Source organism: Klebsiella oxytoca (genome assembly GCF_009707385.1).
Lineage (GTDB): Bacteria > Pseudomonadota > Gammaproteobacteria > Enterobacterales > Enterobacteriaceae > Klebsiella > Klebsiella oxytoca_C.
In genome coordinates this window covers 1,760,679-1,786,051 of record NZ_CP046115.1, presented here as the reverse complement: position 1 = coordinate 1,786,051, position 25,373 = coordinate 1,760,679, and the positions used below count along the sequence as shown (strand labels likewise).

At 52.4% G+C, this 25,373-nt stretch carries 24 protein-coding genes and 5 tRNA genes; 12 read left to right on the top strand and 17 right to left on the bottom strand.

What is annotated here, in order from left to right; genetic code table 11:
• Nucleotides 1–27 precede the first annotated feature (27 nt).
• Together GJ746_RS08290 and pgl are read right to left on the bottom strand one after the other, a co-directional pair.
• The gene (locus tag GJ746_RS08290) at nucleotides 28–585 is read right to left on the bottom strand and encodes a fimbrial protein (protein WP_154679759.1); all 558 of its coding nucleotides are present in this window, start codon (nucleotides 583–585) and stop codon (nucleotides 28–30) included.
• Nucleotides 586–1,573: 988 nt separating this feature from the next.
• A complete protein-coding gene (gene pgl / locus GJ746_RS08285) occupies nucleotides 1,574–2,569 on the bottom strand; it encodes a 6-phosphogluconolactonase (RefSeq protein WP_154679758.1) in 996 nt (331 codons plus the stop codon).
• Between the two features lie 221 nt (nucleotides 2,570–2,790).
• Between pgl and GJ746_RS08280 the strand changes: the two genes are divergently transcribed.
• Entirely contained in the window at nucleotides 2,791–3,609 is an 819-nt protein-coding gene (locus tag GJ746_RS08280; RefSeq protein WP_154679757.1) for a pyridoxal phosphatase, read from the top strand.
• On the opposite strand, the gene modC is transcribed toward GJ746_RS08280, so the two are convergent.
• The 4 genes from modC to GJ746_RS08260 form a co-directional block, all read right to left on the bottom strand.
• Nucleotides 3,610–4,668, bottom strand: coding sequence for a molybdenum ABC transporter ATP-binding protein ModC (modC, locus tag GJ746_RS08275; protein WP_154679756.1), 1,059 nt, complete (start codon nucleotides 4,666–4,668; stop codon nucleotides 3,610–3,612).
• Nucleotide 4,669: 1 nt separating this feature from the next.
• Nucleotides 4,670–5,359, bottom strand: a complete 690-nt coding sequence (gene modB, locus GJ746_RS08270; protein ID WP_154679755.1) for a molybdate ABC transporter permease subunit — start codon at nucleotides 5,357–5,359, stop codon at nucleotides 4,670–4,672.
• Nucleotides 5,359–6,132 (bottom strand): molybdate ABC transporter substrate-binding protein, encoded by a 774-nt coding sequence (gene modA, locus GJ746_RS08265; RefSeq protein ID WP_154679754.1) that lies wholly within the window; start codon nucleotides 6,130–6,132, stop codon nucleotides 5,359–5,361. The genes modB and modA overlap by 1 nt, the downstream gene beginning before the upstream one ends.
• A 139-nt stretch (nucleotides 6,133–6,271) precedes the next feature.
• Nucleotides 6,272–6,421 (bottom strand): AcrZ family multidrug efflux pump-associated protein, encoded by a 150-nt coding sequence (locus GJ746_RS08260; protein ID WP_004134988.1) that lies wholly within the window; start codon nucleotides 6,419–6,421, stop codon nucleotides 6,272–6,274.
• A gap of 153 nt (nucleotides 6,422–6,574) precedes the next feature.
• Here GJ746_RS08260 and modE point away from each other — a divergent pair, with 153 nt between their 5' ends.
• The 7 genes from modE to gpmA all read left to right on the top strand — a co-directional run bounded on the left by modE (nucleotide 6,575) and on the right by gpmA (nucleotide 14,451).
• Complete coding sequence (modE, locus tag GJ746_RS08255) at nucleotides 6,575–7,363, top strand: molybdenum-dependent transcriptional regulator (RefSeq protein ID WP_154679753.1); 789 nt, start codon at nucleotides 6,575–6,577, stop codon at nucleotides 7,361–7,363.
• 67 nt (nucleotides 7,364–7,430) lie between these two features.
• A complete protein-coding gene (modF, locus tag GJ746_RS08250; protein ID WP_154679752.1) occupies nucleotides 7,431–8,906 on the top strand; it encodes a molybdate ABC transporter ATP-binding protein ModF in 1,476 nt (491 codons plus the stop codon).
• A gap of 205 nt (nucleotides 8,907–9,111) precedes the next feature.
• Nucleotides 9,112–10,128 (top strand): UDP-glucose 4-epimerase GalE, encoded by a 1,017-nt coding sequence (gene galE, locus GJ746_RS08245; RefSeq protein ID WP_154679751.1) that lies wholly within the window; start codon nucleotides 9,112–9,114, stop codon nucleotides 10,126–10,128.
• A 9-nt stretch (nucleotides 10,129–10,137) separates the two neighbouring features.
• Entirely contained in the window at nucleotides 10,138–11,184 is a 1,047-nt protein-coding gene (gene galT, locus GJ746_RS08240; protein ID WP_154679750.1) for a galactose-1-phosphate uridylyltransferase, read from the top strand.
• A 2-nt stretch (nucleotides 11,185–11,186) separates the two neighbouring features.
• Entirely contained in the window at nucleotides 11,187–12,335 is a 1,149-nt protein-coding gene (galK, locus tag GJ746_RS08235) for a galactokinase (protein ID WP_154679749.1), read from the top strand.
• Entirely contained in the window at nucleotides 12,329–13,372 is a 1,044-nt protein-coding gene (galM, locus tag GJ746_RS08230; RefSeq protein WP_154679748.1) for a galactose-1-epimerase, read from the top strand. Before galK ends, galM begins: the two co-directional genes overlap by 7 nt.
• Nucleotides 13,373–13,698: 326 nt before the next feature.
• On the top strand, nucleotides 13,699–14,451 hold the full coding sequence (gene gpmA / locus GJ746_RS08225) for a 2,3-diphosphoglycerate-dependent phosphoglycerate mutase (RefSeq protein ID WP_154679747.1): 753 nt from the start codon (nucleotides 13,699–13,701) through the stop codon (nucleotides 14,449–14,451).
• Between the two features lie 79 nt (nucleotides 14,452–14,530).
• Here the strand turns inward: gpmA and GJ746_RS08220 are convergent, their stop codons facing one another.
• The gene (locus tag GJ746_RS08220; RefSeq protein WP_154679746.1) at nucleotides 14,531–15,154 is read right to left on the bottom strand and encodes a TetR/AcrR family transcriptional regulator; all 624 of its coding nucleotides are present in this window, start codon (nucleotides 15,152–15,154) and stop codon (nucleotides 14,531–14,533) included.
• Between the two features lie 195 nt (nucleotides 15,155–15,349).
• Between GJ746_RS08220 and GJ746_RS08215 the strand changes: the two genes are divergently transcribed.
• On the top strand, nucleotides 15,350–16,390 hold the full coding sequence (locus tag GJ746_RS08215) for an alpha/beta fold hydrolase (RefSeq protein WP_154679745.1): 1,041 nt from the start codon (nucleotides 15,350–15,352) through the stop codon (nucleotides 16,388–16,390).
• 379 nt (nucleotides 16,391–16,769) lie between these two features.
• Nucleotides 16,770–17,768: an alpha/beta fold hydrolase gene (locus tag GJ746_RS08210; RefSeq protein WP_154679744.1), complete on the top strand. Its 999-nt coding sequence runs from the start codon at nucleotides 16,770–16,772 to the stop codon at nucleotides 17,766–17,768.
• Nucleotides 17,769–17,871: 103 nt separating this feature from the next.
• On the opposite strand, the gene aroG is transcribed toward GJ746_RS08210, so the two are convergent.
• Nucleotides 17,872–18,924 carry a 3-deoxy-7-phosphoheptulonate synthase AroG gene (gene aroG, locus GJ746_RS08205; protein ID WP_004100348.1) on the bottom strand — a complete coding sequence of 351 codons (1,053 nt, stop codon included), beginning with the start codon at nucleotides 18,922–18,924 and terminating at the stop codon, nucleotides 17,872–17,874.
• A 317-nt stretch (nucleotides 18,925–19,241) separates the two neighbouring features.
• On the opposite strand from aroG, the gene GJ746_RS08200 reads away from it, so the two are divergent.
• The gene (locus tag GJ746_RS08200) at nucleotides 19,242–19,613 is read left to right on the top strand and encodes a YbgS-like family protein (RefSeq protein ID WP_154679743.1); all 372 of its coding nucleotides are present in this window, start codon (nucleotides 19,242–19,244) and stop codon (nucleotides 19,611–19,613) included.
• 117 nt (nucleotides 19,614–19,730) lie between these two features.
• On the top strand, nucleotides 19,731–20,675 hold the full coding sequence (gene zitB / locus GJ746_RS08195; protein ID WP_154679742.1) for a CDF family zinc transporter ZitB: 945 nt from the start codon (nucleotides 19,731–19,733) through the stop codon (nucleotides 20,673–20,675).
• Here zitB and pnuC read toward each other — a convergent pair.
• The 9 genes from pnuC to pal all read right to left on the bottom strand — a co-directional run bounded on the left by pnuC (nucleotide 20,672) and on the right by pal (nucleotide 25,359).
• Complete coding sequence (gene pnuC, locus GJ746_RS08190) at nucleotides 20,672–21,391, bottom strand: nicotinamide riboside transporter PnuC (protein ID WP_154679741.1); 720 nt, start codon at nucleotides 21,389–21,391, stop codon at nucleotides 20,672–20,674. The genes zitB and pnuC overlap by 4 nt on opposite strands.
• A 35-nt stretch (nucleotides 21,392–21,426) precedes the next feature.
• Nucleotides 21,427–22,470: a quinolinate synthase NadA gene (gene nadA / locus GJ746_RS08185; RefSeq protein WP_154679740.1), complete on the bottom strand. Its 1,044-nt coding sequence runs from the start codon at nucleotides 22,468–22,470 to the stop codon at nucleotides 21,427–21,429.
• A 712-nt stretch (nucleotides 22,471–23,182) separates the two neighbouring features.
• Nucleotides 23,183–23,258 (bottom strand) — tRNA-Lys (locus GJ746_RS08180).
• Between the two features lie 35 nt (nucleotides 23,259–23,293).
• Nucleotides 23,294–23,369 (bottom strand) — tRNA-Lys (locus tag GJ746_RS08175).
• A 141-nt stretch (nucleotides 23,370–23,510) separates the two neighbouring features.
• Nucleotides 23,511–23,586 (bottom strand) — tRNA-Lys (locus tag GJ746_RS08170).
• A 3-nt stretch (nucleotides 23,587–23,589) separates the two neighbouring features.
• Nucleotides 23,590–23,665, bottom strand: a tRNA-Val gene (locus tag GJ746_RS08165).
• A 127-nt stretch (nucleotides 23,666–23,792) separates the two neighbouring features.
• A tRNA-Lys gene (locus tag GJ746_RS08160) sits at nucleotides 23,793–23,868 on the bottom strand.
• Between the two features lie 162 nt (nucleotides 23,869–24,030).
• Nucleotides 24,031–24,825 carry a cell division protein CpoB gene (gene cpoB, locus GJ746_RS08155; protein ID WP_154679739.1) on the bottom strand — a complete coding sequence of 265 codons (795 nt, stop codon included), beginning with the start codon at nucleotides 24,823–24,825 and terminating at the stop codon, nucleotides 24,031–24,033.
• A gap of 9 nt (nucleotides 24,826–24,834) precedes the next feature.
• Entirely contained in the window at nucleotides 24,835–25,359 is a 525-nt protein-coding gene (gene pal, locus GJ746_RS08150) for a peptidoglycan-associated lipoprotein Pal (protein ID WP_004100337.1), read from the bottom strand.
• Nucleotides 25,360–25,373 lie beyond the last annotated feature (14 nt).

Sequence of the window (25,373 nt, the reverse complement as noted above, 5' to 3'; positions counted from 1 at the left end):
GCAAATGCTTTTACTCCTAAAAATCAATTACTCATAAACCATAGTGTAATCAACCTGAGTGGTTACTGAGCCCGCAGTAGAAGCATCGGTTGCATAATACTGAGCATAGTAATTAAGAACACCGCTACCCGAGGTGATATCTACCGGGATGTCATTCTGACCATTCGCGACTGAAGCACCGACAACAATAGCATCACGCTCGGCGTTCAATAATTGCACCTGTACATTACCCGCGGCATCAGGAGCGGCAGTATGAATATTCAGGCGACCAGTCTGACTATCAACATAAGTGCCAGGTTCAAAATAAGTGCTTGCGGTATTTAAAGCCACACCTGCACAGCCAGACAGTGAAATACTGAATGGTGTTGCCCCAGCTGTTGCTCCCGTAGTAGCCAGTGAGGAAACTGAGACTGTCGGTAATGTTACCGTTGCATCGGTATTACCACCGTCAACAGAAATTGTACAAGTAGTATCAGTGATCTGACCATTAATAGTAATAGTTCCATCCGCGGCAAAAGCGGAGTTTGTCACGACAGCAGACAATGCCAAAGCAAATGCTGAAATAGCATATTTATTATTACGCATATATAGCTTCCCTATTTGGGTTAAGATTCACAACAACAAAAAAATGATATTGCAACAATTAAAAAGTCTTTCTTAATTATTAAAAAATAAGAAAGGAACAATATCATCTAATTTCCATAACAATAATATACAGCAATCTGCTGATGCGCAATAATAGGAAAATTCAACTACATTTATATCTTAATATTTCATTTAAGGTGGGCACAGCTATCGTAATTATTTATATTTGATATTATCAATATATATTAAAATGGTTTTTTTCTATGTTTTTTTTATTAAAAAAACATATAATTTTATATTAGCAAGAATTTGATCCAGATCATAGACATTGGATTATTTTAACATGTTTGCAACAAAAAAAGGTTGTTCTTCGCATTCTCAATGATCAAATTGATCATCTTTTAAGCACATTCAAGCCGCCAGTTAGTATGTATTTCTGCATCCAATAAACACGGTAGAAATATCGCAATAGGTACCCTCTTTCAATATCAAAAATACTTTAAAATACATAGAAATAAAGAATTAACATTCAAAACATTTATTTACATATGAAAAATCCTAATCCACCTTAAGTATCAATAAATTGTTAAATATCATATTTTTTCTGAGATTTTTCTCAAATGGATTTAGTTGCTTAGAATGGGATCTTTGTTAGCATAAAAAACTATAATAAAACACAAATTACTTTACTCAAAAAAATAAAATTTCGTTTGACTACCATATACCTTTCAAAATCATTGCTTATCCATTTATATCTGGTGGAAAAATCCTGGAAAATCGGACATGCACGCGCCTGAAGAAACGGGAACCCACCAGTAGCCCTACACTGACGGTGAGAAAATCTCCTTCTTCAGGCAATACTGTTTCCATGTTACATGCAGTAACTGATCAAAATGCTCAACGAACTTCCTTCATCAAGGAGACTAACGATAAATGAAAGGTATAAAAAAACCTCGCCGCGGCGAGGTTTCACTAACAAACGGTAAGCTTAGCGAGCGTTGACGACCACCCACATTGGCCCCTGCCCTACGGCATAGCGCCCTTTTTCCTGCAACAATCCCTGCTCGCCCGCAATTTCATACACCGCGATATGATGCGATTTCTGACCGGCGGCAATCAGATATTTACCGCTATGATCGAGGTTAAAACCGCGCGGTTGGGTCTCGGTATTCTGATAACCTTCAATCGACAGTACGCTACCGTCTTCCGAAACGCTGAAGATAGTGATAACGCTGGCGGTACGATCGCAGGCGTAGAGATGACGGCCATCGGGAGTCAGATGGATATCCGCAGCCCAGCGAACGCCAGCGAAATCAGGCGGCATCATGTCGAGGGTTTGTACGCACTCGATTTTGCCGTACGGATCTTTCAGTTCCCAGACGTCTACCGAGCTGTTCAGTTCGTTAACACAGTAGCCGTATTGCTGGTTCGGATGGAACACCATATGACGCGGTCCCGCGCCTTCAACAGTAGTCACCTCAGCTGGTTCCTGGGCCGCCAGGAAACCATCATCGCTCAGGGTAAACAGACAGATACGGTCCTGCTTCAGCGCCGGCACCCACAGGGTGCGATTGTCCGGGGAGATGTTTGCCGAGTGGCAGCCTTCCAGCCCTTCGACAACCGACACCACTTCTCGCGGCAGCCCATCGACCAGCGGCGTCACGCTCACGCAACCTGCATTGTAGGAAGCGCTAAACACAAAGCGGCCATGATGATCGGTAGAAATATGCGTTGGGCTACCCGGCAGCGCGGCTTCCCCCGCGAAGGTCAGGGCGCCATTATCCGGCGCAATGCGGTAGGCCAGTACGCGAAACTCCGGACGCACGCCGACGTAGAGATACTCTTTGTTCGGGCTTACCACCATCGGCTGGACCTGACCCGGGGCATCAACAACCTGCACCAGGGTCAATTTCCCCTCAAGATTCAGATCCCAGACGTGGATCTGCTGGCTTTCCGGGCTGGCGGTATAAACGGTTTGTTTCATGAATACTCCTTCCTCACTGCACGTGGAAATTTCATTTTTCAGACTAACGGCATCCTGAAAAATACAATATGCATACACAACATTATTCAGGTTGCCTCCTGGCAGCCTGAAAGATCAAGTGTATCGGCTCTTTAGCGGTAGATGCTGAAAAGTTTGCCCGAATGGCACAGCGGTGTACCATCATAGCCTGCTAACTTTTCATCATTAACCGGAAACAACACATGACCTCACGCGTGATTGCCCTGGACTTAGATGGCACTCTATTGACCGGCAAAAAAACCATCCTCCCCGCCTCGCTCGATGCCCTGGCCCGCGCCAGAGAGGCGGGATACCAGACGATTGTCGTCACCGGCCGACATCACGTCGCTATCCATCCTTTTTATCAGGCGCTGGCTCTGGATACACCTGCAATTTGCTGTAATGGCACCTATTTGTATGATTATCATGCAAAAAAGGTTCTTGAGTCCGATCCCATGCCGGTGGACAAAGCCCTGACCCTGACGGAAATGCTGAAAGAGCACGATATTCACGGCCTGATGTACGTCGATGACGCCATGCTCTATGAGCAGCCGACCGGACACGTTATCCGCACCGCCAACTGGGCGCAGTCTCTTCCCGTCGAGCAGCGCCCGGTATTTACTCAGGTAGACTCTCTGGCGCAGGCGGCCCGCGAAGTTAACGCCGTATGGAAATTCGCTCTGACCGATGAAGATACCGCCAAACTGCAGCGCTTTGCCCAACACGTTGGCCAGACGCTGGGCCTGGAGTGCGAATGGTCGTGGCACAATCAGGTTGATATAGCCCGTGAGGGCAACAGCAAAGGTAAGCGCCTCGCGCAGTGGGTCACCGCGCAGGGCCTGTCAATGAAAGATGTGATCGCCTTCGGCGATAACTATAACGACCTTAGCATGCTGGAAGCCGCCGGTACCGGTGTCGCGATGGGCAACGCGGTGGATGAAGTGAAAGCGCGCGCTAACGTGGTAATCGGTGAAAACGAGACCACCAGCATCGCCGACTACATTTACCGCCACCTGCTGTAATCAGGCGGCAATCGACACGCTTTTTATCTGCGCATACAGCTGCTGGCCCGGGATAATCCCCAGATCATCGCGAGCCCAGGGGCTGATGCGCGCCCACAGCGTACGGCCGCTGATCTCAAGTCTGACCTCCACCTGCCCATTACTTTCAATACACTGCATGACCCGCGCAGGTAAAATATTGCGGATGCTGGTCTGTTGGGCGGGCTCCAGGACCAGAGACACGTCCGAGGCCTGAATGCGGATACGCGCCGTCTCGCCCGGCGCCCTGTCGAGTCGGTTAACCCATATTCGCTGGTCGCCAAGCGCCAGCGCGGTCATCGCGTACTGCGGATGCTGAGCGGCTACGGTCACGTTCAGGATGGTGCTTTGCTGATCCTGTGGAAGCCAGGGGTGCATCACGCTGCTGCTCCACACCTCCTCCAGACAGCCAAAGGCCTTAACTTTTCCCTCTTCCAGCACCAGCACGTTATCCGCCAGATGCTGGATCTCATCCAGCGAGTGGCTGACGTACAGCATCGGGATATTAATTTCGCGCGCCAGGCGCTGCAGATAGGGCAAGAGCTCGCGCTTACGCGGGATATCGAGCGATGCCAGCGGCTCATCCAGCAGCAGCAGCTCCGGCGCGGTAAGCAGCGCCCGTCCAATAGCTACCCGCTGTTTTTCGCCGCCGGAGAGTCCTCCCGGCAGGCGGTCAAGCAGCGGCGCAATGCCGAGCAAATCCACCAGCTTATCGAACTGGCTGGCCATATTTTTTGCCATGCCATATTGCAGATTGCCGCGCACTTTGTAGTGTGGAAACAGGCGAGCGTCCTGAAAAACATAGCCAATGCGGCGTTTTTCCGGCGCCAGGCAAATGCGTTTTTCGACATCATTAAGCACCCTGCCGTTAAGCACGATGCGCCCCTGCTTCGGACGCGTCAGGCCGCTAATAGCGTTAATCAATGAAGTTTTTCCCGCCCCGGATACGCCAAACACCGCAGTAATGCCGGTAGCGGGTAGCGTCTCGCGAATTTGCAGGCAGTGGCTGCCCAGCATCTGGGTAAAATCGAGTTCAAGCATGTTATTTCCCCATCCGCTGACGGCTGAGGCGGGCCAGCCATTCGGAAATCAGCAGCGATACCAGCGCCAGCACAATCGAAATCAGACATAAACGCGCGGCTGCGCTTTCCCCACCGGGAGTCTGAATCAGGGTATACATTGCCGAAGGAATCGTGCGCGTTTCGCCTGGAATGTTGGAGACAAAAGTGATGGTGGCGCCAAACTCGCCCAAAGAACGGGCGAAGGCCAGCACGGTACCGACGATAATACCGGGTAGCGTCAACGGTAGCGTAATCGTGAAAAATACCCGCCAGCGCCCAGCGCCCAGGGTCCGCGCCGCCTGCTCAAGCTTGATATCCACCCCTTCCAGCGCCAGACGAATAGCCCGCACCATCAGCGGAAAGGACATCACCGCAGCCGCCAGTACCGCGCCGCGCCAGCTAAACGCAAAGCTCAGGCCGAACCAATCGTAAAGCCAGCTGCCGATAAAGCCGCGTCGCCCCATCGCAACCAGCAGTAAATACCCCACCACCACCGGCGGTAATACCAGCGGCAGGTGGAGGATGCTATCGAGTAACGCTTTACCGGGAAAATCCCGTCGAACCAGCAGCCAGGAAAAAAAGATGCCAAAAGGCAAGCTGAATACCACCGCCAGGGAGGAGACTTTCAGGCTCAGCAGTACCGCCTGCCATTCAGGATCGCTTAAGAACATTAGTGAGTCGTAAATCCGTAGCGTTTAAAAATGGCGGAAGCTTCCGGCCCTTTCAGATAATCATAAAATGCGCTTACCGTCGCGTTTTTATGCCCGTCGACGATAGCCAGCGGATATTCCACCTTCTTATGGGAATCTTCCGGGAAGGTACCGACAACTTTTACGCCTTTACTGGCGACGGCATCAGAGCCGTACACGATCCCCAGCGGGGCTTCACTGCGTTCAACCAGGGCCAGCGCGCCGCGCACGTCCTCCGCCGGCGCCAGCTTCGGTGACAGCGTTTCCCAGGCGCCCAATTTTTGCAGCGCTTCTTTCGCATAGATGCCAGCAGGCACGTGTTCCGGGTCGCCAACTGCCAGACGACCGCCTTTCAGCAGGCTGGTCCAGTCGGTTTTATCATTGATGCTTATCTCACCCTGAGCGCTGGCTTTCGGCGCTACCACAACCAGGCTGTTTCCGAGAAGGGTCGCGCGTGAAGCAGAATCAATACTCTTTTTCCCGGCCGCGTAATCCATCCATTTTTGATCGGCGGAAATGAACAGATCCGCCGGCGCGCCGGCCTCAATTTGTCGCGCCAGAGTTGATGAAGAGGCAAACGACGAGACCACCTCCACGTTCTTCTCTTTTTTATACTCTTTAGCAATATCCTGCATGGCATTAGTGAGCGACGCCGCAGCAAAAACCGTCACTTTGCCCTCTTCCGCCAGCGCGTGGCCAGCAGCGGAGAGCGTTAACGTTGCTGCGGCAAAAAAGCGTAACCATTGACCTGCCATCTGAAACTCCCGTAGGTTCGTTATGTAATAAATAATATAACGATAGTGCTAAGATTTTCCCAGAGAAAATTAGGGGTAATTAGCAGCAGAATATTAGGGGGGCAAATAAAAACGCCCGGAGAACCGGGCGCGGGAGAAATCAGTGGTTTTGCGGCCTGCTGTCTTTATGACCGGCTCCGGAGAAGAGGTTAAACACTTCGCCCAGTCCGTAAATCAGACCCAGGATGATAGCCATCACCACAGGGACCATGACTACGGCAAAAACCAGACTTTTCAATAGCTCTAACATGGTTGGCTCCAGAAAGTACGAATACTTTATTGTAACTAATTCAGCCGGAAAAACACGCCCCATTTGTGCGGTGCCTCACGGACCGCCGCAACAGATGTATCTTGCAAGATGACCGCTATCGGTCACAATACTCTATTTCGTCAGGATATGATTATGCAGGCCGAAATTCTTCTTACCCTCAAATTGCAGCAGCGCCTGTTCGCCGATCCCCGTCGTATCGCCCTGCTGAAACAGATTGACCAGACCGGCTCGATTAGCCAGGGGGCCAAAAACGCGGGTATCAGCTATAAAAGCGCCTGGGATGCTATTAATGAAATGAATCAGCTCAGCGAGCATCCCCTCGTTGACCGGGCAACCGGCGGGAAAGGCGGCGGCGGCGCGGTCCTCACTCGCTACGGACAGCGGCTGATTCAGCTCTACGATCTGCTGGCGCAAATTCAGCAAAAAGCGTTTGATGTTCTGAGCGATGATGACGCGCTTCCCCTCGACAGCCTGCTGGCAGCTATTTCGCGATTTTCACTACAAACCAGCGCGCGCAACCAGTGGTTTGGCACCATTACTGGCCGCGATCATCAGCAGGTACAGCAGCACGTAGAAGTACTGCTGGCCGACGGACAAACCCGTTTCAAGGTCGCCATTACCGCGCAAAGCGCCGATCGCCTGGGCCTTAATGAAGGCCAGGAAGTTCTGGTGTTGTTGAAAGCGCCGTGGGTCGGAATTACCCAGGACGCAGAACAGGCCAGACAGGCCGATAACCAGCTGGCCGGCCGGATTCAGCGCATCGAACGCGGAGCAGAACGGTGCGAAGTGCTGATGACGCTTCCGGATGGCCAGAGCCTTTGCGCCACCCTGCCGCCAGAACAGACGCGCGAACTGACGGAAGGCGCGGAAGCGGTAGCATATTTTAATGCCGATCGTATCATTCTCGCCACGTTGTGCTAACGGCATTGACATTGCGCTCGTGAAGACGTATCCCTGAAGCACTTCGCTGCAAAAAGTGGGATATACAATGTCATTGTTGCAAATTTCGCAAGGCACGTTTCGCCTGAGCGACACAAAAACGTTAAATATTGAGCACCTCAACGTACAGGCTGGCGAGAGTTGGGCTTTCGTCGGTAGCAACGGCAGCGGGAAATCGGCGCTCGCGCGCGCGCTATCCGGCGAGCTGACTCTGCTTAGCGGGCAGCTTGAGTGCACTTTTTCGCGCCTCACCCGCCTCTCTTTCGAGCAGCTGCAAAAGCTGGTCAGCGATGAGTGGCAGCGTAACAACACCGATTTACTCAGCCCCGGCGAAGAAGATACCGGGCGCACGACCGCGGAAATTATCCAGGATGAGGTTAAAGACGCTTCCCGCTGCGCCCAACTTGCCGAACAGTTTGGTATTAGCCACCTGCTCCAGCGCCGCTTTAAATATCTCTCGACCGGAGAAACGCGCAAGACCCTGCTGTGCCAGGCCCTGATGGGCGATCCCGACCTGCTTATTCTCGATGAGCCGTTCGATGGCCTTGATGTCGCTTCACGCCAGCAGCTGGCCGAGCTTTTGGCGACGCTAAACGGCAAAGGTATCACCCTTGTGCTGGTACTCAATCGTTTCGATGAAATTCCGGCGTTCGTACAGTTTGCCGGAGTGCTGGCGGACTGCGTACTGAGCGAAACCGGTGAAAAACAGGCCCTGCTACAGCAGGCGCTCATAGCCCAGCTGGCGCACAGTGAAAAGCTTGACGGCATGACTTTGCCGGAGCCAGACGCACCGGCCGCGCGCCTGGCGCTGGACGACGATGCGCCGCTCATCGTGTTAAACGATGGCATAGTTTCATACAACGATCGTCCGATCATTAATCATCTGAGCTGGACGGTAAATCCCGGCGAGCACTGGCAGATTGTCGGCCCCAACGGCGCGGGAAAATCCACGCTGCTCAGCCTGATTACCGGCGATCATCCGCAGGGATACAGTAACGATCTTACCCTTTTCGGCCGCCGCCGCGGCAGCGGTGAAACCATCTGGGATATTAAAAAGCATATTGGTTACGTCAGCAGCAGCCTGCATCTGGAGTATCGCGTCAGCACCAACGTGCGCAACGTTATTCTCTCCGGCTACTTCGACTCAATTGGCATCTATCAGGCCGTTTCCGACAAACAGCACAAGCTGGTACAAAGCTGGCTGGATATTCTGGGTATCGACAAACGCACCGCCGACGCGCCGTTCCATAGTCTCTCGTGGGGGCAGCAGCGGCTGGCGCTGATCGTCCGCGCTCTGGTCAAGCACCCTACTCTACTGATCCTCGATGAACCGCTACAGGGCCTGGATCCGCTCAACCGCCAGCTGGTGCGTCGCTTCGTTGATGTACTGATTGGTGAAGGAGCAACCCAGCTGCTGTTTGTCTCCCATCACGCGGAAGACGCGCCGGACTGCATTACCCACCGTCTGGCGTTCGTGAGCAGTGGAGACGGTTACACTTACCAACTCGGTCCGCTGCAAAATTAAGCCTCTGCAGGGGTCCGCGGATCCCTGTTTTTTTCAGAATAATAACCGCTACATAGCTTATCCAACTGTTTTAAAGAGAGAAAAAATAAAATACTATGATGTGATATTTTAGTGTAAACGATTCCACCAATTTGCCCTGTGTCACACTTTTCCCTTCTTTGGTATGCTATCTTCTTCTCACACGATAAGCCTATTGGAGCGAATCATGAAAGTACTGGTTACAGGTGGTAGCGGTTACATTGGAAGTCACACCTGCGTTCAACTGCTACTGCAGGGACACGAAGTGATTATTCTCGACAATCTCTGCAACAGTAAGCGCAGCGTATTGCCGGTCATCGAACGTCTCGGCGGGAAAAGTGCCACCTTTGTCGAAGGCGATATTCGTAATGAAGCGCTGATGACGGAAATTCTTCACGATCACGCCATTGACGCGGTGATCCATTTCGCCGGTCTGAAAGCCGTCGGAGAGTCCGTCGCCAAACCGCTGGAATACTACGACAATAACGTAACCGGAACTCTGAAACTCGTTTCCGCAATGCGCGCTGCTGGCGTGAAAAACTTCATTTTTAGCTCCTCCGCCACCGTCTACGGCGATCAGCCCAAAATCCCTTATGTCGAAAGCTTCCCGACCGGCACGCCGCAGAGCCCGTACGGCAAAAGCAAGCTGATGGTTGAACAGATCCTGGCCGATCTGCAAAAAGCGCAGCCGGAGTGGAGCATCGCCCTGCTGCGCTACTTCAACCCGGTCGGCGCACATCCGTCTGGCGATATGGGCGAAGACCCGCAGGGCATCCCGAACAATCTGATGCCGTATATCGCGCAGGTCGCCGTTGGCCGTCGTGAATCACTGGCGGTATTCGGCAACGACTATCCAACCGAAGATGGTACCGGCGTACGTGACTATATTCACGTCATGGACCTTGCCGACGGCCACGTCGCGGCAATGGAAAAACTGGCCGATAAACCCGGCGTGCATATCTATAACCTCGGCGCCGGCGTTGGCAGCAGCGTGCTTGACGTCGTCAACGCCTTTAGCAAAGCCTGCGGTAAACCGATTAACTACCACTTCGCGCCGCGCCGCGACGGCGACCTCCCGGCCTACTGGGCGGATGCTGAAAAGGCCGATCGCGAACTGAACTGGCGCGTAACGCGCAACCTTGACGAAATGGCGCAGGACACCTGGCACTGGCAGTCCCGTCATCCGCAGGGTTATCCAGACTAAGGAACCTTCATGAGCGTATTTAACCCCGTCGACCATCCACATCGTCGTTATAACCCGTTAACCGGGCAGTGGATTCTGGTTTCTCCGCATCGCGCCAGGCGCCCCTGGCAGGGGGCGCAGGAAACGCCGGCAAAACAGACTTTGCCCGCGCACGATCCGGACTGTTTCCTGTGCCCGGGTAATACCCGCGTCACCGGCGACAAAAACCCGAACTACACCGGAACGTTTGTCTTTACTAATGACTTTGCGGCTTTGATGACCGATACCCCTGACGCCCCGGAAAGCGACGATCCGCTGATACGCTGTCAAAGCGCCCGCGGCACCAGCCGGGTCATCTGCTTCTCGCCAGACCACAGCAAAACGCTGCCGGAACTGAGCGTGGAAGCGCTGGAAGGCGTGGTTAAAACGTGGCAGGAGCAGACCGCCGATCTCGGGAAAACCTACCCGTGGGTCCAGGTGTTTGAAAACAAAGGAGCCGCAATGGGCTGCTCCAACCCGCACCCGCATGGCCAGGTGTGGGCAAACAGCTTCCTGCCGAATGAGGCGGAACGCGAAAATCGTCTGCAAAAAGCGTACTTCACCGAGCACGGTTCGCCGATGCTGGTGGATTACGTACAGCGCGAATTAGCCGACGGTAGCCGTACCGTCGTCGAGACTGACCACTGGCTTGCCGTCGTCCCTTACTGGGCCGCATGGCCTTTTGAGACGCTGCTGCTGCCTAAGGCACATATCCAGCGCCTGACGGATTTAACCGCTGACCAGCGTAGCGATCTCGCGCTGGCGCTGAAAAAGCTGACCAGCCGTTACGACAACCTGTTCCAGTGCTCATTCCCCTACTCAATGGGCTGGCACGGCGCACCGTTTAACGATGAAGAGAATAATCACTGGCAGCTACACGCTCATTTTTATCCGCCGCTGCTGCGCTCCGCCACGGTGCGTAAATTTATGGTCGGCTATGAAATGCTGGCTGAAACCCAGCGTGACCTGACGGCCGAGCAGGCCGCCGAACGTCTGCGCGCTGTGAGCGACGTCCATTTTCGCGAATCCGGAGTATAACCATGAGTCTGAAAGAGAAAACCCAAGCCCTGTTTGCTGAAAAATTTGGCTATCCGGCCAGCCACGTTATCCAGGCCCCTGGCCGCGTTAATCTGATCGGCGAACATACTGACTATAACGATGGGTTCGTGCTGCCCTGCGCCATTGATTACCAGACGGTCATCAGCTGCTCGCCGCGCAACGATCGCACCGTGCGGGTTATTGCCGCCGATTACGACAATCAGACTGATGAGTTCTCTCTGGACTCGCCGATTACCAGCCACGAGACCCAGCAGTGGTCGAACTATGTTCGCGGCGTGGTCAAGCATCTGCAGCAGCGGAATAAAAACATCGGCGGTGCAGACCTGGTTATCAGCGGCAACGTGCCGCAGGGCGCAGGATTAAGCTCCTCGGCTTCACTGGAAGTCGCCGTCGGCACCGTGTTCCAGCAGCTGTATCACCTACCGCTCGACGGCGCGCAAATCGCGCTGAACGGTCAGGAGGCGGAAAACCAGTTCGTCGGCTGTAACTGCGGCATTATGGACCAGCTAATCTCCGCGCTCGGTAAAAAAGACCACGCGCTGCTCATCGACTGCCGCTCTTTAGGGACCAAAGCGGTCTCAATGCCGAAAGGCGTCGCGGTGATCATTATCAACAGTAACTTTAAACGCACCCTGGTTGGCAGCGAATACAACACTCGCCGCGAACAGTGTGAAACCGGCGCGCGTTTCTTCCAGCAGCCCGCTCTGCGCGATGTGACTTTGCAAGAGTTCAACGCCGTTGCCCACGAGCTTGACCCGGTGGTCGCCAGGCGCGTTCGTCACGTGCTGACCGAGAACGCCCGCACCGTAGAAGCTGCTGGCGCGCTGGAAAAAGGCGACCTGCAGCGGATGGGCGAGCTGATGGCGGAATCCCACGCCTCCATGCGCGATGATTTTGAAATCACCGTACCGCAGATTGACACCCTGGTGGACATCGTCAAAGCGAGCATCGGCGACAAAGGCGGCGTCCGCATGACCGGCGGCGGTTTTGGCGGCTGTATTGTTGCACTGGTGCCGGAAGATCTGGTCGATACCGTTCAGCAAGCCGTAGCCAAAGAGTACGAAGCAAAAACCGGTATTAAAGAAACGTTCTACGTGTGCAAGCCGTCTCAGGGAGCAGGACAATGCTAAATCAAACAACGGATCTGGCGCCGGACGGCCAGCCGTGGAATATCCTCACCCTGCGCAACGGTGCAGGGATGACGGCCACCGTGATGGACTGGGGCGCTACGCTGCTCTCCGCGCAGGTGACGCTGGCCGACGGCAGCGTGCGCGAAGCGCTGCTTGGTTGTGCAACCCCTGGCGACTATACGCGCCAGGCCGCCTATCTCGGCGCTTCGATAGGTCGTTACGCAAACCGTATCGGCAACAGCCGCTTTTCCCTGGATGAGCGCATCGTCAATCTGACGCCATCCAACGAGGCCGGCCACCAGCTGCACGGCGGACCAGAAGGGTTTGATAAGCGCCGCTGGCAAATTGTCAGCGCCGACGCCCGCCACGCGCTGTTTTCTATCTCATCCAGCGATGGCGATCAGGGGTTTCCGGGCAACCTGACGGCAACGGCGCTCTACCGGCTGACCGACGATAACCGGATCTCCATCGAATATCGCGCCACCGTGGATCGGCCCTGCCCGGTTAACCTGACTAATCACGTCTATTTCAATCTTGATGGCGTGCAGAGCGACGTGCGTAACCACAAGCTGCAAATCTTTGCCGATGCTTATCTGCCCGTCGAGAGTGACGGTATTCCGGAAGGAGAGCTGCAAAACGTCACCCTGACCAGCTTTGATTTCCGTACGCCGAAAGCGCTGGCGGTTGATTTCCTGCGTGACGAAGACCAGCAAAAAGTAAAAGGCTACGACCATGCATTTCTGCTGCAGACGCTGGGTGATGCCAGCAGTCCGGCGGCTCACGTCTGGTCGCAGGACGAAAAGCTGCAGATGACGGTTTATACTTCCGCTCCGGCCCTGCAGTTCTACTCCGGCAACTATCTTGGCGGTACGCCGTCACGTACGGCGCAGCCCTACGATGACTGGCAAGGACTGGCGCTGGAGAGTGAATTCCTGCCGGATTCACCAAACCATCCGGAATGGCCGCAGCCGGATTGCATACTGCGCCCCGGCGAAGAGTACGTCAGCCTGACGGAATATCAGTTTATTGCCAAATAATCCCCCGCCCTCCTGATGGAGGGCTTTTTATCCTTTCGTTGAAAAATTCGCCGTTTACAGACAAAAACATAACCTCTGTTTTACAAGCACCTTACACTGAGCCACTATTTTCGCTATGGTTAGGGATAAGCATTGCCGTGAGGTAAATCACAGCAATATAATGAGAATAGTTATCAATCAATAAATATATACACTACAGCATTCGGGTCGCAGCAAAACGGCACATACGCGAACCCCTGGCAGCATAGCCAACGATGCGATCGGGGTAAGTGAAGTAGCCAGCAATGAGGCGGTGCGAAGGGTGACGTGTATTGAGGAGTAAGAGAATGGCTGTAACTAAGCTGGTACTCGTTCGTCACGGCGAAAGCCAATGGAACAACGAAAACCGTTTCACCGGTTGGTATGATGTTGACCTGTCCGAGAAAGGCGTTGGTGAAGCAAAAGCGGCCGGTAAGCTGCTGAAAGAAGAAGGCTTCAGCTTCGATTTTGCTTATACCTCTGTGCTGAAACGCGCCATCCACACGCTGTGGAACGTACTGGACGAACTGGATCAGGCCTGGCTGCCGGTTGAGAAATCCTGGAAACTGAACGAGCGCCACTACGGTGCGCTGCAGGGGCTGAACAAAGCGGAAACCGCAGAAAAATACGGCGATGAGCAGGTTAAACAGTGGCGTCGCGGCTTCGCGGTAACGCCGCCGGAGCTGACCAAAGACGACGAGCGCTACCCGGGCCACGATCCGCGCTATGCCAAACTGACCGATGCTGAACTGCCGACCACCGAGAGCCTGGCGCTGACCATCGACCGCGTAGTACCGTACTGGAACGAAACTATTCTGCCGCGTCTGAAAAGCGGTGAGCGCGTAATTATCGCCGCCCACGGCAACTCCCTGCGTGCGCTGGTGAAATATCTCGACAACATGGGCGAAGACGAGATCCTCGAACTCAATATCCCGACCGGCGTTCCGCTGGTGTACGAGTTTGACGAGAACTTCAAGCCTGTTAAACATTACTATCTGGGTAACGCTGACGAAATCGCTGCAAAAGCGGCTGCCGTAGCTAACCAGGGTAAAGCGAAGTAATGGTTTCGCCGGATAGCTTAGGCTATCCGGTACTTCTTCTCCATCCAGATAATTTGCGCTCAGCCGCCTGTTATACCCTTCAGGATTTCTCGCCGTGTCTGTCAAATACTGAAAGCGCCAGCTCAACCACGGCCCTCACCTCATGCTCGCTAACGCCATCCCTGACCTGCACCGATAAACCAAAAAGTACGGTAGTAAAATATTCGGCGAGTATATACGCTTGCTGCCTGGCGGCAGGATCTCCCGCCACGCATTCTTCCATTAGTCGGCGTTCGAACAATAAAGCCGTTCTGCGGCGCTCTTCATTCAATATCGCCCGTATAGGAGCACTATCCTGTGAGCCTAAAAGCGCAGCCAGTACGACGAAGCAACCTCTATGGCGCTGGTCGGCATAAAACTGCGTCAGCGTCTGCTCAAAGAGCGCGGCTATGCCTTCGCGCGCGCTTTTAGCGCTTTGTAATGCTTTTTCACGATAAGCACCGTATTTAGCCAGATAGAAGGTCACGGCCTCGGTAAAAAGGGCATTTTTACTGCCAAACGCAGCATACAGACTGGGGGAGTTAATCCCCATTGCCGTCTTCAGTAATGCCAGGCTTGAAGCTTCATAGCCATATTGCCAAAACGTCTCTAATGCTTTTTCGAGCGCTTCATCGCGATCGAAATCCCTTGGTCTTCCGCGAGTTACTGCATTTTTAGTTGTCATAACGCCCTATTCTGTACTGATCGATACATAAAATTCTTGACTCCACCCGACTCAAATATATACTGATTGATACATAAATAACAGAAGATCGGCTATGCCGCATAAGTGCATCAAAAAAAAGAATTTTCTACCAGCCACCTGCCCGTCGCTCTTGAAGTGATGGATATAACTGTAGTTAAATCAGAGATATAAATTATGAAATTAAAAGCGACCTTGTTTACGACAATGCTCTTCGCATCGGTAAGCTCCACCTATGCTGAATACGATCCCAACCTAAAATCTATTGATACTCCTCCTGCCGTATCACAACAAAAATTTGATCTGGTTAAATCTGAAAAGCTCGGTCAATACGCCTATAGTCAGGGCCTGGAAAGTAAATTTATTGAAACTGATGGTGTCCGTCTGCACTATGTTGAAGGGGGTAACAGCGGCACTCCAATAATCTTTATCCACGGCTTTGGTTCTACATGGAAAATGTGGGAACCGGTGATGGAAAAATTTAAAGCCACACATAAGGTCATTGCCATTGATTTGCCGGGTCTGGGACAATCTTCGCCGATTAAAAATGAGGATTATTCCGCGCAAAATGTTTCCACTATCTTGCTGAGCGCAATAAAAAAAATAGCTGGCGATGAGCCTATTTATTTCGTTACCCACGATCTCGGGAATTCAGCCTCTTATCCTCTGGTTGCCAACAACCAGGGTTACATTAAAAAAGTAGTCTTTATGGACTCCCCGATTCCTGACAAATCGATGTTTGAATATGCTGGCTATACGCCTTCCGGGCCTGGTCTGGGCTGGCATTTTGGCTATTTTAGCTTTGGCGATATCGCAGAGAAACAAATCGCCAGCGATCCTTCTCTTTTCTTCTCATATTTCATAAAAACCTATGCCGGTAAGAAAGATATATTTACGCCACAGCTGCTGAGCGAGCTTATTGAACCATACTCTACGCGGGAGAAATTACATGCTGCTTTTGGCTACTATAAATCCCATGCAAAATCCATTGCCCAAAATGAACAACTTCTTGCGGAAGGAAAAAAACTATCGATACCTTCCATGGCATTAACGGGGGAAAAAGGCGTGAACGACGTTTTAGTCAAAGAGATGAGAAGCCGTTTTGTACAAGATCCGCAAAATTTTAAAGGTGTCATTCTTCCTGATACCGGACACTGGATGGTTGAAGAAAATCCAACAGCAGTGAGCGATGAGCTCTCGCAGTTTTTGTTTAACTAGATTTATTAACTCAATTAACCTTTGCAGTCAGTTAACCTTATTATTTGCTCATAAACCTATCATGGTTTAAGGCTCCTTACTGTTTTTAGCATTATAAACAGGAAAGGCCGTGTGAGAAAAAGAATTGTAATGACGCTAATGCACCATTCGACAACGCTGTAGAATGGAATAATAGCGGGCAATACCGACTCTCTCATTTATAGCAATCAGCTGTCACCGGGAAATAACCGGGCTGCCTTCGTGATGAATAAACGGCGGCAGTCCATATTCCTCCCGCTCGTCTCCGGAGCGGATTCTGGTCGCGCAGAAGCTTGCGCTATATTTTATGTTACTTCCGTAGGCCAAACGGGAGTTTTTATAGCTAATATGGAGCGCATCTATGACTTCCCGTCGATTCTTCATTCCTTTATTTCTCGCCCTTTCCGCGCCAGCAGCAGCCAGCAATACACCTTCTTATGGCCCTCAATTAGAGGGTTTTGACTATGCCTGGCCGGTTAAACACTTTACCTTCACCTCACAAGGCCAGAAGCTTGATATGGCCTATCTCGACATACCGCCAGCGAAACCCAACGGTCATACGGTAGTGCTGATGCACGGTAAAAATTTTTGTGCAGGAACATGGGAAACCACCATTAAAGCGCTGACGGACGATGGATATCGGGTCGTCGCGCCGGATCAAATCGGTTTTTGTAAATCGAGCAAACCTCAGCACTACCAGTACTCGTTCCAGCAGCTGGCCAATAACACCCATGCTTTGTTAAAACAACTGAATATTGAGCAAGTTACGCTAATGGGTCACTCTACTGGCGGCATGTTGGCAACGCGTTTTGCCCTGATGTGGCCACAGCAGGTCAAACAGCTGATTATGGTTAACCCTATAGGTCTCGAAGACTGGAAAGCACAGGGCGTCCCTTATCAATCCGTCGACCAATGGTACCAGCGTGAATTAAAAACCAGTGCGGACAGCATTCGGCAGTATGAAAAAAACACTTATTACGTTGGAAAGTGGAAACCAGAATATGAGCGCTGGGTAAACATGCTCGCCGGGCTTAATAGCGGTCCGGGGAAACAGCGGGTAGCATGGAATTCAGCCTTGCTTTATGACATGATTTTTACGCAACCGGTTATCTATGAATTTGGCAAACTTACGATGCCAGTAACGCTGCTTATCGGAACGCAGGATAACACTGCCATTGGTAAAGATGCCGCGCCGCCTGAAATTAGAAAGCGGCTGGGTAACTATGCGGTGCTGGGTAAGGAGGCTGCCAAAAAGATTCCCCGTGCCTCTTTAATTGAATTTAACGATATGGGACATGCCCCGCAAATACAGGATCCGCAAAGGTTTCACCAGGCATTATTGAAGGAACTGATACCGTGAAGGCATAGCGAAGCTTAAGCTGCAGGACAAAATATTTTGCCTCGGCATTAGGCCCTGAGACAAAAAAACCGGCGAAAACGCCGGTTTTTCATTAAGTCAAAAATTAACCACGGCGCGCTTTTACCGCTTCCGCCAGCTGACGAAGAAGCGTATCGGTATCTTCCCAGCCAATGCAGGCATCAGTGATACTTTTGCCGTAGGTCAGCGGCTCACCGCTTTCGAGGCTCTGATTACCTTCAACCAGGTGGCTTTCGATCATCACGCCCATAATTGACCGCTCGCCGCCGGCGACCTGCTGGCATACGTCTGCGCCGACATCCATCTGCTTTTTAAACTGCTTGCTGGAGTTGGCGTGGCTGAAATCGATCATAATCTGAGCGGGCAGCCCTGCTTTAGCCAGACCGACCTTCACTTCAGCCACGTGCTGCGCGCTGTAGTTCGGCTCTTTACCGCCGCGCAGGATAATATGGCAATCGCTATTACCGCTGGTGTTCACAATCGCCGAATGTCCCCATTTGGTTACTGACAGGAAACAGTGCGGCGCGCCGGCGGCGTTAATAGCATCGATTGCGACTTTGATGGTTCCGTCAGTGCCGTTTTTAAAACCGACCGGGCACGACAGGCCGGAAGAGAGCTCGCGATGCACCTGTGATTCAGTGGTACGTGCGCCAATGGCTCCCCAGCTCATCAGATCGGCGAGATACTGCGGGGTGATCATATCAAGGAATTCCCCTGCCGCAGGCAGACCGCTGTCGTTGATATCCAGCAGCAGCTTACGCGCGATACGCAGGCCATCGTTGATGCGGAAGCTGTTATCCATATGCGGATCGTTAATCAGCCCTTTCCAGCCCACGGTGGTACGCGGTTTTTCAAAATAAACCCGCATCACGATTTCCAGCTCGCCTTTAAGCTCTTCGCGAAGCTTAAGCAGACGTTCAGCATACTCTTTCGCCGCCGCCGGATCGTGGATAGAGCATGGCCCAATGACTACCAGCAGACGATCGTCATTACCTTTCAGGATCTGATGGATCGCTTTACGCGCATGCGCAACGGTGTTGGCGGCATTTTCAGTAGCAGGGAATTTTTCCAGGAGCGCAACGGGAGGTAATAATTCGTTGATCTCTTTAATGCGTAAATCGTCGTTCTGATAATTCATCTTATTTCCAGCGTTGGCATACTTATCTAGTTAAATGCAATCCCTCCAATCTATCTCTTCGAGCAAAAAGTGTAAACCTGATTTTACAGTAGCGACAGAATATTCCTGGAAATAGGCTAAAAAACACTACAAAGTCGCGGAATAGCGGCCATCATCTATAATTTTTAACTGTTAGAACTCAATTTTCCTTAGCATTCAGCATTATATATTAATGTCGTTCGCTAAGACCGAAGCTTTAACCCGCAGCGAGGCAAACCTCCGGCAAATGCACTGTTGGAAGAGGTAATCCGGCAAAATCGACATAACAGGAGCATCCAATGAAAATGAACAAGCTAACCAGTCTTCTCTTCGCAGCAACTCTGAGTCTGGCCAGCGGCGCGGCACTCGCCGCCGATACGGGCGCACAATCGAACAACGGGCAAGCAAATGCAGCAGCCGACGCAGGTCAGGTAGCCCCCGATGCCCGTGAAAACGTAGCGCCGAATAATGTTGATAACGGTAAAATTAATTCCGGTTCTACTGATAACGGCGGCACTATGCTCCACCCTGATGGCTCAAACATGAACCATGACGGTATGTCGAGCGATGAAGTGCACAAAAACTCAATGTGCAAAGATGGCCGCTGCCCCGATACCGGAAAAAAAGTCGGTCAGGATGAAGCAACGAAAACTGACGGTACCACACAATAATCAACAGGTTGTGTACTCTACGGGAGAGCCATGGCTCTCCTTTTTTCATTTTATTCCCCCTAAGTAGCAAATCATGTCATAAAGTAATCATCAAAATAATAATCCAGGGATAACACTATGGGGCAATCACACTCGCATAATTCTTCGCAACCCACCGAAGATAATAACGCCCGTCGGCTACTGCTGGCGTTCTGCGTCACCGCTGGATTCATGGTGGTTGAGGTCGCAGGCGGACTCATTTCCGGGTCGCTGGCGCTGCTGGCCGACGCCGGGCATATGCTAACCGACGCAGCAGCGTTGCTGTTCGCCTTCCTGGCCGTACGTTTCGCCAGTCGCCCACCCAATGCTCAACACACCTTTGGCTGGCTGCGCCTGACCACCCTGGCGGCATTCCTCAACGCCATTGCTCTAGTGGTGATTACCATTTTAATCGTCTGGGAGGCTGTTCAGCGCTTTAATCATCCCCAACCGGTTGCGGGTAAAACGATGATGGTTATCGCCGTCGCCGGACTGCTGGCCAATATTCTGGCCTTCTGGATCCTGCATCGCGGCAGCGAAGAGCGTAATCTGAATGTACGGGCCGCGGCTCTGCACGTACTGGGGGATTTACTCGGTTCGGTCGGCGCGATTATTGCCGCTATAGTGATCCTCACTACCGGCTGGACGCCTATCGATCCTATTCTGTCAGTACTGGTGTCGTGCCTGGTTTTGCGCAGCGCCTGGCGTTTGTTGCAGGAGAGCGTCAACGAGCTGCTGGAGGGAGCGCCGCGGTCGCTTGACGTTGACGCACTTAAGCGCGATTTACGCCGCTCGATTCCGGAGGTTCGCAACGTACACCACGTTCATGCGTGGCTGGTCGGTGAGAAAACGGTGATGACGCTACACGTGCAGGTCGTGCCGCCGCACGACCACGACGGCCTGCTGGAGCGGATCCAACATTTCTTAGAGCATAAATATAAAATTGAACACGTTACGGTACAGATGGAGTACCAGCCCTGTAGCGGCCCGGAATGCCGTTTAAACGTGACGCACGCCGGGCATGAACACCATCACCACCATTAACGGGAAAACGCGTGTGAGCCGCGCTCACGCGCGCTGTTAATCCACATCCGGCTGCCGTTGACGGCGATAAATGTCAGAAGCAGGTATTCAAGCGACATCGCATAAACGCCCTGAAGGGCGAAAATAACCACGCTAATGACGTTAATAATTACCCACAGCAGCCAGTTTTCAACGTATTTACGCGTCATCAGGACCATCGCCGCAATTGAGAGCACCATCATGCAGGAGTCCCAGAACGGGAATGCGTCCGGCTGCAGTTCCGGCATGGCTACCTGTAAACCCAGAGTTTGCATCAGTACGACGGCAATCCGCGTCAAAAAAGCAAAGACCGGGTTAATAAATATCGTCATCAGGCCAATCGCCACCACGCAGGCCGCCAGCCATCCCAACGCTTTCGGCAGCGGCAGCCAACGAATTTGTAGCTCCGCCTGATTATCGCTGGTTTGTCGTGACCATGCGTACCAGCCGTAGACGTTGGCTGCAAAGAAAAAGAGCTGCAGCAGAAGGCTGGCGTACAGCTGGATCTGAAAAAAGATAATGGCAAACAGCGTGACGTTGATCAGCCCGAAGGCATAGTTGCCGATCTTCTCCAGGCTCGCCAGCCAGATACACAACAGGCCAGCGATGGTGCCAATCGCTTCAATCCACGATAAGTCGTAGCCCCCTGCGCCAATTGGTATGTGCACTAAAATATTCTGTGTGCTAAAAAAATCCATCTCATCCCCAGAGCGTACTGTGACGCAGTAATGAACTATCCCCGAAGTGTAGCTGCAAAATCGAGCATTCTGTTTAGCGGAACCAGTGCCCCGGTACGCAGCTTCTCATCAACGTGAATTTCATGTTCCGCCCCCCCTTTCTCCAGCCCTTCAGCAATTGCCTGCAGGCCGTTCATCGCCATCCATGGGCAGTGCGCGCAGCTACGGCAGGTTGCCCCTTCGCCTGCGGTCGGCGCTTCCAGCAGCTCTTTTCCCGGCACCGCCTGCTGCATTTTGTAAAAAATCCCGCGATCGGTGGCGACAATCAGCTGCTTGTGCGGCAGAGTTTTAGCCGCGCTGATTAACTGACTTGTAGAACCCACGGCGTCAGCCATGTCGACAATCGCCTGCGGAGATTCCGGATGAACCAGCACGGCGGCATCCGGATATAGCGCTTTCATTCTTGCCAGCGCTTGAGTTTTGAATTCATCATGAACAATACAGGCCCCCTGCCAGCACAGCACATCGGCACCAGTCTGTTTTTTAACGTAGCTGCCCAGATGGCGGTCCGGAGCCCAGAGAATCTTTTCACCCAGACTATCAAGATGCTCAATCAGTTCCACCGCGATACTGGAGGTCACAACCCAGTCGGCACGAGCCTTGACCGCCGCAGAGGTATTGGCATAAACCACAACCGTACGATCCGGATGAGCGTCACAGAAATCGCTAAACGCCTTGCTCGGGCAGCCCAGGTCGAGCGAGCACTCTGCATGCAGCGTAGGCATCAGAATAGTTTTTTCCGGACTGAGGATTTTTGCCGTTTCTCCCATAAAACGCACGCCGGCAACCAACAGCGTTGAGGCGGAGTGTTGAGCGCCGAAACGCGCCATCTCCAGGGAGTCAGAGATACAGCCGCCGGTCTCTTCGGCCAGCTGCTGGATTTCCGGGTCGGTGTAGTAATGGGCCACCATCACCGCATCACGCTCACGCAGCAGACGTTTAATTTTTTCACGATAGAAGTGTTTCTCATCGCGGCTTAACGGCATTGGCTTTGGGGGAAAGGGATAAATCGCCGCTTCCGGGTCAAAAATCACGCTCATCTTGCATTCTCGTTTCACTGACTTAACTTTCCGACCAGAAGAAGGCCTGAAAACGGCATTAATTGGTCCCTATGTTTTATATGCTAAACAAGATAGCCGATTGTGGTGTAAATGTCGTGGGGAATTTTATGACTCAACGAGCATTTCCCCGGAGGCGATGCTGCGCATCTGTCCGGGCTACCGACCAGTGCGAGATGTAACCACGATGAGTACAAAACGTCAGCGGAATGGCGCAGCATAAAGCAATTGCGGGTTGTGGTGATTTTTGTAGCGAGAGCGGATAGCAAAAAAGCGCCTTTAGGGCGCTTTTTTACATTGGTGGGTCGTGCAGGATGACTCGCTTTCGCACGCCCTTCGGGCCGTCGCCGCTAGCGGCTCCGTTGTCTCACTTCGCTACTCGTCCCTTACTGAATCCTGCCTTTCGGGGCTGCTCCGTTCGACCCGAACCTGCTGCAGGTTCGAATCTCATGGATAGCAGATAGCAAAAAAGCGCCTTTAGGGCGCTTTTTTACATTGGTGGGTCGTGCAGGATGACTCGCTTTCGCTCGCCCTTCGGGCCATCGCCGCTAGCGGCTCCGTTGTCTCACTTCGCTACTCGTCCCTTAATGAATCCTGCCTTTCGGGGCTGCTCCGTTCGACCCGAACCTGCTGCAGGTTCGAATCTCATGGATAGCAGATAGCAAAAAAGCGCCTTTAGGGCGCTTTTTTACATTGGTGGGTCGTGCAGGATTCGAACCTGCGACCAATTGATTAAAAGTCAACTGCTCTACCAACTGAGCTAACGACCCCTTGCGGGTTTGCTGCTATCTGGAACTATTCAGGATGGTGGGTCGTGCAGGATTCGAACCTGCGACCAATTGATTAAAAGTCAACTGCTCTACCAACTGAGCTAACGACCCGCTCGGGTACTTCCTGAATTTTAACTTATTTATCAATCTGCCTTGATAAATCGTGCGGGATGATTCGCTTTCGCTCGCCCTGCGGGCCGTTGCTGACGCAACATTGTCCATCACGCTTAACATCGGAATGTGATGTTAAATTGGTGGGTCGTGCAGGATTCGAACCTGCGACCAATTGATTAAAAGTCAACTGCTCTACCAACTGAGCTAACGACCCGAGTGGTGGGTGATGACGGGATCGAACCGCCGACCCCCTCCTTGTAAGGGAGGTGCTCTCCCAGCTGAGCTAATCACCCGATACTACGCTGGATACATCTTTAAGCGGTGGCTCGTTCAGGATGACTCGGCTTCGCCTCGCCCTACATACCGTTGCTGACACAACGTTATCCTTCACGTTTTACTATCGCGTTCCACCAGAACGATTGGTGGGTCGTGCAGGATTCGAACCTGCGACCAATTGATTAAAAGTCAACTGCTCTACCAACTGAGCTAACGACCCACTATTTTCGTCGCTTTGGGCTTGTTCGATATCCCTTGGCAACGGCGGCATATATTACTGATTTCAGAATTCAGCGCAACAACAATTTAGATAAAGATCGCTTAACTGCTTAGGATTCATGCGACAAGACCAGAAATAATGCGATTTCTGGTCATGCCATAATCATCCAAGTGCATTGAGGCGTTTTTGCGCTTGTTTAGCCCCATCGGTGCCAGGAAATTTACTGACCACCTGCTGGTAGACCGCCTTCGCTTTTGCGGTATCGCCCTTATCCTGCATGATTACGCCGACTTTAAACATCGCGTCCGGCGCCTTCGGGGATTTCGGGTAGTTTTTCACCACGGAGGCGAAATAATACGCCGCATCGTCTTTTTTACCCTTGTTGTAATTCAGCTGCCCGAGCCAGTAGTTAGCGTTCGGCTGATACGTTGAATCAGGATACTTTTTGACGAAGTTCTGAAATGCCGCCATCGCATCATCCTGGCGGGAAGGCTCCTTTACCAGCGCAATAGCGGCATTGTAATCAGTATTGGCATCACCGGTCTGTGCCGGTGCGCCTGATGAAGCCGCTGGCGCCGCTGCTCCAGTAGCGGCTGCGCTTTGATCGCCCGCAGACGCCTGGGTTTGCGCGCCTGCTGCGCCGCCACCGCTGCTCAGACTATCTATCTGCAGCAGGATCTGCTTCTGGCGCTCAACAACCTGATTCAGCTGATACTGGCTTTCCTGGATTTGACCACGCAGGGAATCAATATCGGACTGATTTTCAGAGAGTTGTTGCTGGAGTTGGGTTAAAAGCTGGCTGTGCGCATTTGAAATACGCTCGAGTTGAGTGACGCGGTCTTCGACCGAGCCTGAGCCGACACTACTGATTGGCGCCTGAGCAAAAGCGGCCCAGGGGGCCGCTATGCCAACCAGTAACGACAGACTCAATAGATGATGTCTGAAGTTACTGCTCATGCAATTCTCTTAGTAAACCAGTACGGCGCGACGGTTTTTAGCGTAAGCCGCTTCGTCGTGGCCCAGTACTGCAGGTTTTTCTTTACCGTAAGAAACGATGGAAATCTGGTCAGCAGAAACACCTTTGCCCTGCAGATACATCTTCACGGCGTTAGCACGACGCTCGCCCAGTGCGATGTTGTATTCCGGAGTTCCACGCTCATCCGCATGGCCTTCTACGGTCACTTTGTAAGACGGGTTGCTACGCAGGAAGTTAGCGTGCGCGTCCAGCATTGCAGCGAAGTCAGAACGGATATCGTATTTGTCCAGATCGAAGTAAACGATATTGTTCTGCTGCAGCTGTTGCATCTGCAGACGAGCCTGCTCTTCGGAAGACATGTTGCCGCCGTTAGCGTTACCGTCCATACCAGTGCCGGCACCCAGCATGCCTTCACCGCTCTGGTCGTTGCTGGCGTTCTTGTTAGAAGAACACGCTGCGATTGCCATAACCGGCAGAGCGATCAACAGCCCTTTCAGCACTTTGTTCAGTTGCATTTCTTTGATTCCTT

What these genes read in the sequence shown, in the direction of transcription:
- GJ746_RS08290 (WP_154679759.1), bottom strand. Translation starts at nt 585, where the DNA reads ATGCGTAATAATAAATATGCTATTTCAGCATTTGCTTTGGCATTGTCT.
- pgl (WP_154679758.1), bottom strand. Translation starts at nt 2,569, where the DNA reads ATGAAACAAACCGTTTATACCGCCAGCCCGGAAAGCCAGCAGATCCAC.
- GJ746_RS08280 (WP_154679757.1), top strand. Translation starts at nt 2,791, where the DNA reads ATGACCTCACGCGTGATTGCCCTGGACTTAGATGGCACTCTATTGACC.
- modC (WP_154679756.1), bottom strand. Translation starts at nt 4,668, where the DNA reads ATGCTTGAACTCGATTTTACCCAGATGCTGGGCAGCCACTGCCTGCAA.
- modB (WP_154679755.1), bottom strand. Translation starts at nt 5,359, where the DNA reads ATGTTCTTAAGCGATCCTGAATGGCAGGCGGTACTGCTGAGCCTGAAA.
- modA (WP_154679754.1), bottom strand. Translation starts at nt 6,132, where the DNA reads ATGGCAGGTCAATGGTTACGCTTTTTTGCCGCAGCAACGTTAACGCTC.
- GJ746_RS08260 (WP_004134988.1), bottom strand. Translation starts at nt 6,421, where the DNA reads ATGTTAGAGCTATTGAAAAGTCTGGTTTTTGCCGTAGTCATGGTCCCT.
- modE (WP_154679753.1), top strand. Translation starts at nt 6,575, where the DNA reads ATGCAGGCCGAAATTCTTCTTACCCTCAAATTGCAGCAGCGCCTGTTC.
- modF (WP_154679752.1), top strand. Translation starts at nt 7,431, where the DNA reads ATGTCATTGTTGCAAATTTCGCAAGGCACGTTTCGCCTGAGCGACACA.
- galE (WP_154679751.1), top strand. Translation starts at nt 9,112, where the DNA reads ATGAAAGTACTGGTTACAGGTGGTAGCGGTTACATTGGAAGTCACACC.
- galT (WP_154679750.1), top strand. Translation starts at nt 10,138, where the DNA reads ATGAGCGTATTTAACCCCGTCGACCATCCACATCGTCGTTATAACCCG.
- galK (WP_154679749.1), top strand. Translation starts at nt 11,187, where the DNA reads ATGAGTCTGAAAGAGAAAACCCAAGCCCTGTTTGCTGAAAAATTTGGC.
- galM (WP_154679748.1), top strand. Translation starts at nt 12,329, where the DNA reads ATGCTAAATCAAACAACGGATCTGGCGCCGGACGGCCAGCCGTGGAAT.
- gpmA (WP_154679747.1), top strand. Translation starts at nt 13,699, where the DNA reads ATGGCTGTAACTAAGCTGGTACTCGTTCGTCACGGCGAAAGCCAATGG.
- GJ746_RS08220 (WP_154679746.1), bottom strand. Translation starts at nt 15,154, where the DNA reads ATGACAACTAAAAATGCAGTAACTCGCGGAAGACCAAGGGATTTCGAT.
- GJ746_RS08215 (WP_154679745.1), top strand. Translation starts at nt 15,350, where the DNA reads ATGAAATTAAAAGCGACCTTGTTTACGACAATGCTCTTCGCATCGGTA.
- GJ746_RS08210 (WP_154679744.1), top strand. Translation starts at nt 16,770, where the DNA reads ATGACTTCCCGTCGATTCTTCATTCCTTTATTTCTCGCCCTTTCCGCG.
- aroG (WP_004100348.1), bottom strand. Translation starts at nt 18,924, where the DNA reads ATGAATTATCAGAACGACGATTTACGCATTAAAGAGATCAACGAATTA.
- GJ746_RS08200 (WP_154679743.1), top strand. Translation starts at nt 19,242, where the DNA reads ATGAAAATGAACAAGCTAACCAGTCTTCTCTTCGCAGCAACTCTGAGT.
- zitB (WP_154679742.1), top strand. Translation starts at nt 19,731, where the DNA reads ATGGGGCAATCACACTCGCATAATTCTTCGCAACCCACCGAAGATAAT.
- pnuC (WP_154679741.1), bottom strand. Translation starts at nt 21,391, where the DNA reads ATGGATTTTTTTAGCACACAGAATATTTTAGTGCACATACCAATTGGC.
- nadA (WP_154679740.1), bottom strand. Translation starts at nt 22,470, where the DNA reads ATGAGCGTGATTTTTGACCCGGAAGCGGCGATTTATCCCTTTCCCCCA.
- cpoB (WP_154679739.1), bottom strand. Translation starts at nt 24,825, where the DNA reads ATGAGCAGTAACTTCAGACATCATCTATTGAGTCTGTCGTTACTGGTT.
- pal (WP_004100337.1), bottom strand. Translation starts at nt 25,359, where the DNA reads ATGCAACTGAACAAAGTGCTGAAAGGGCTGTTGATCGCTCTGCCGGTT.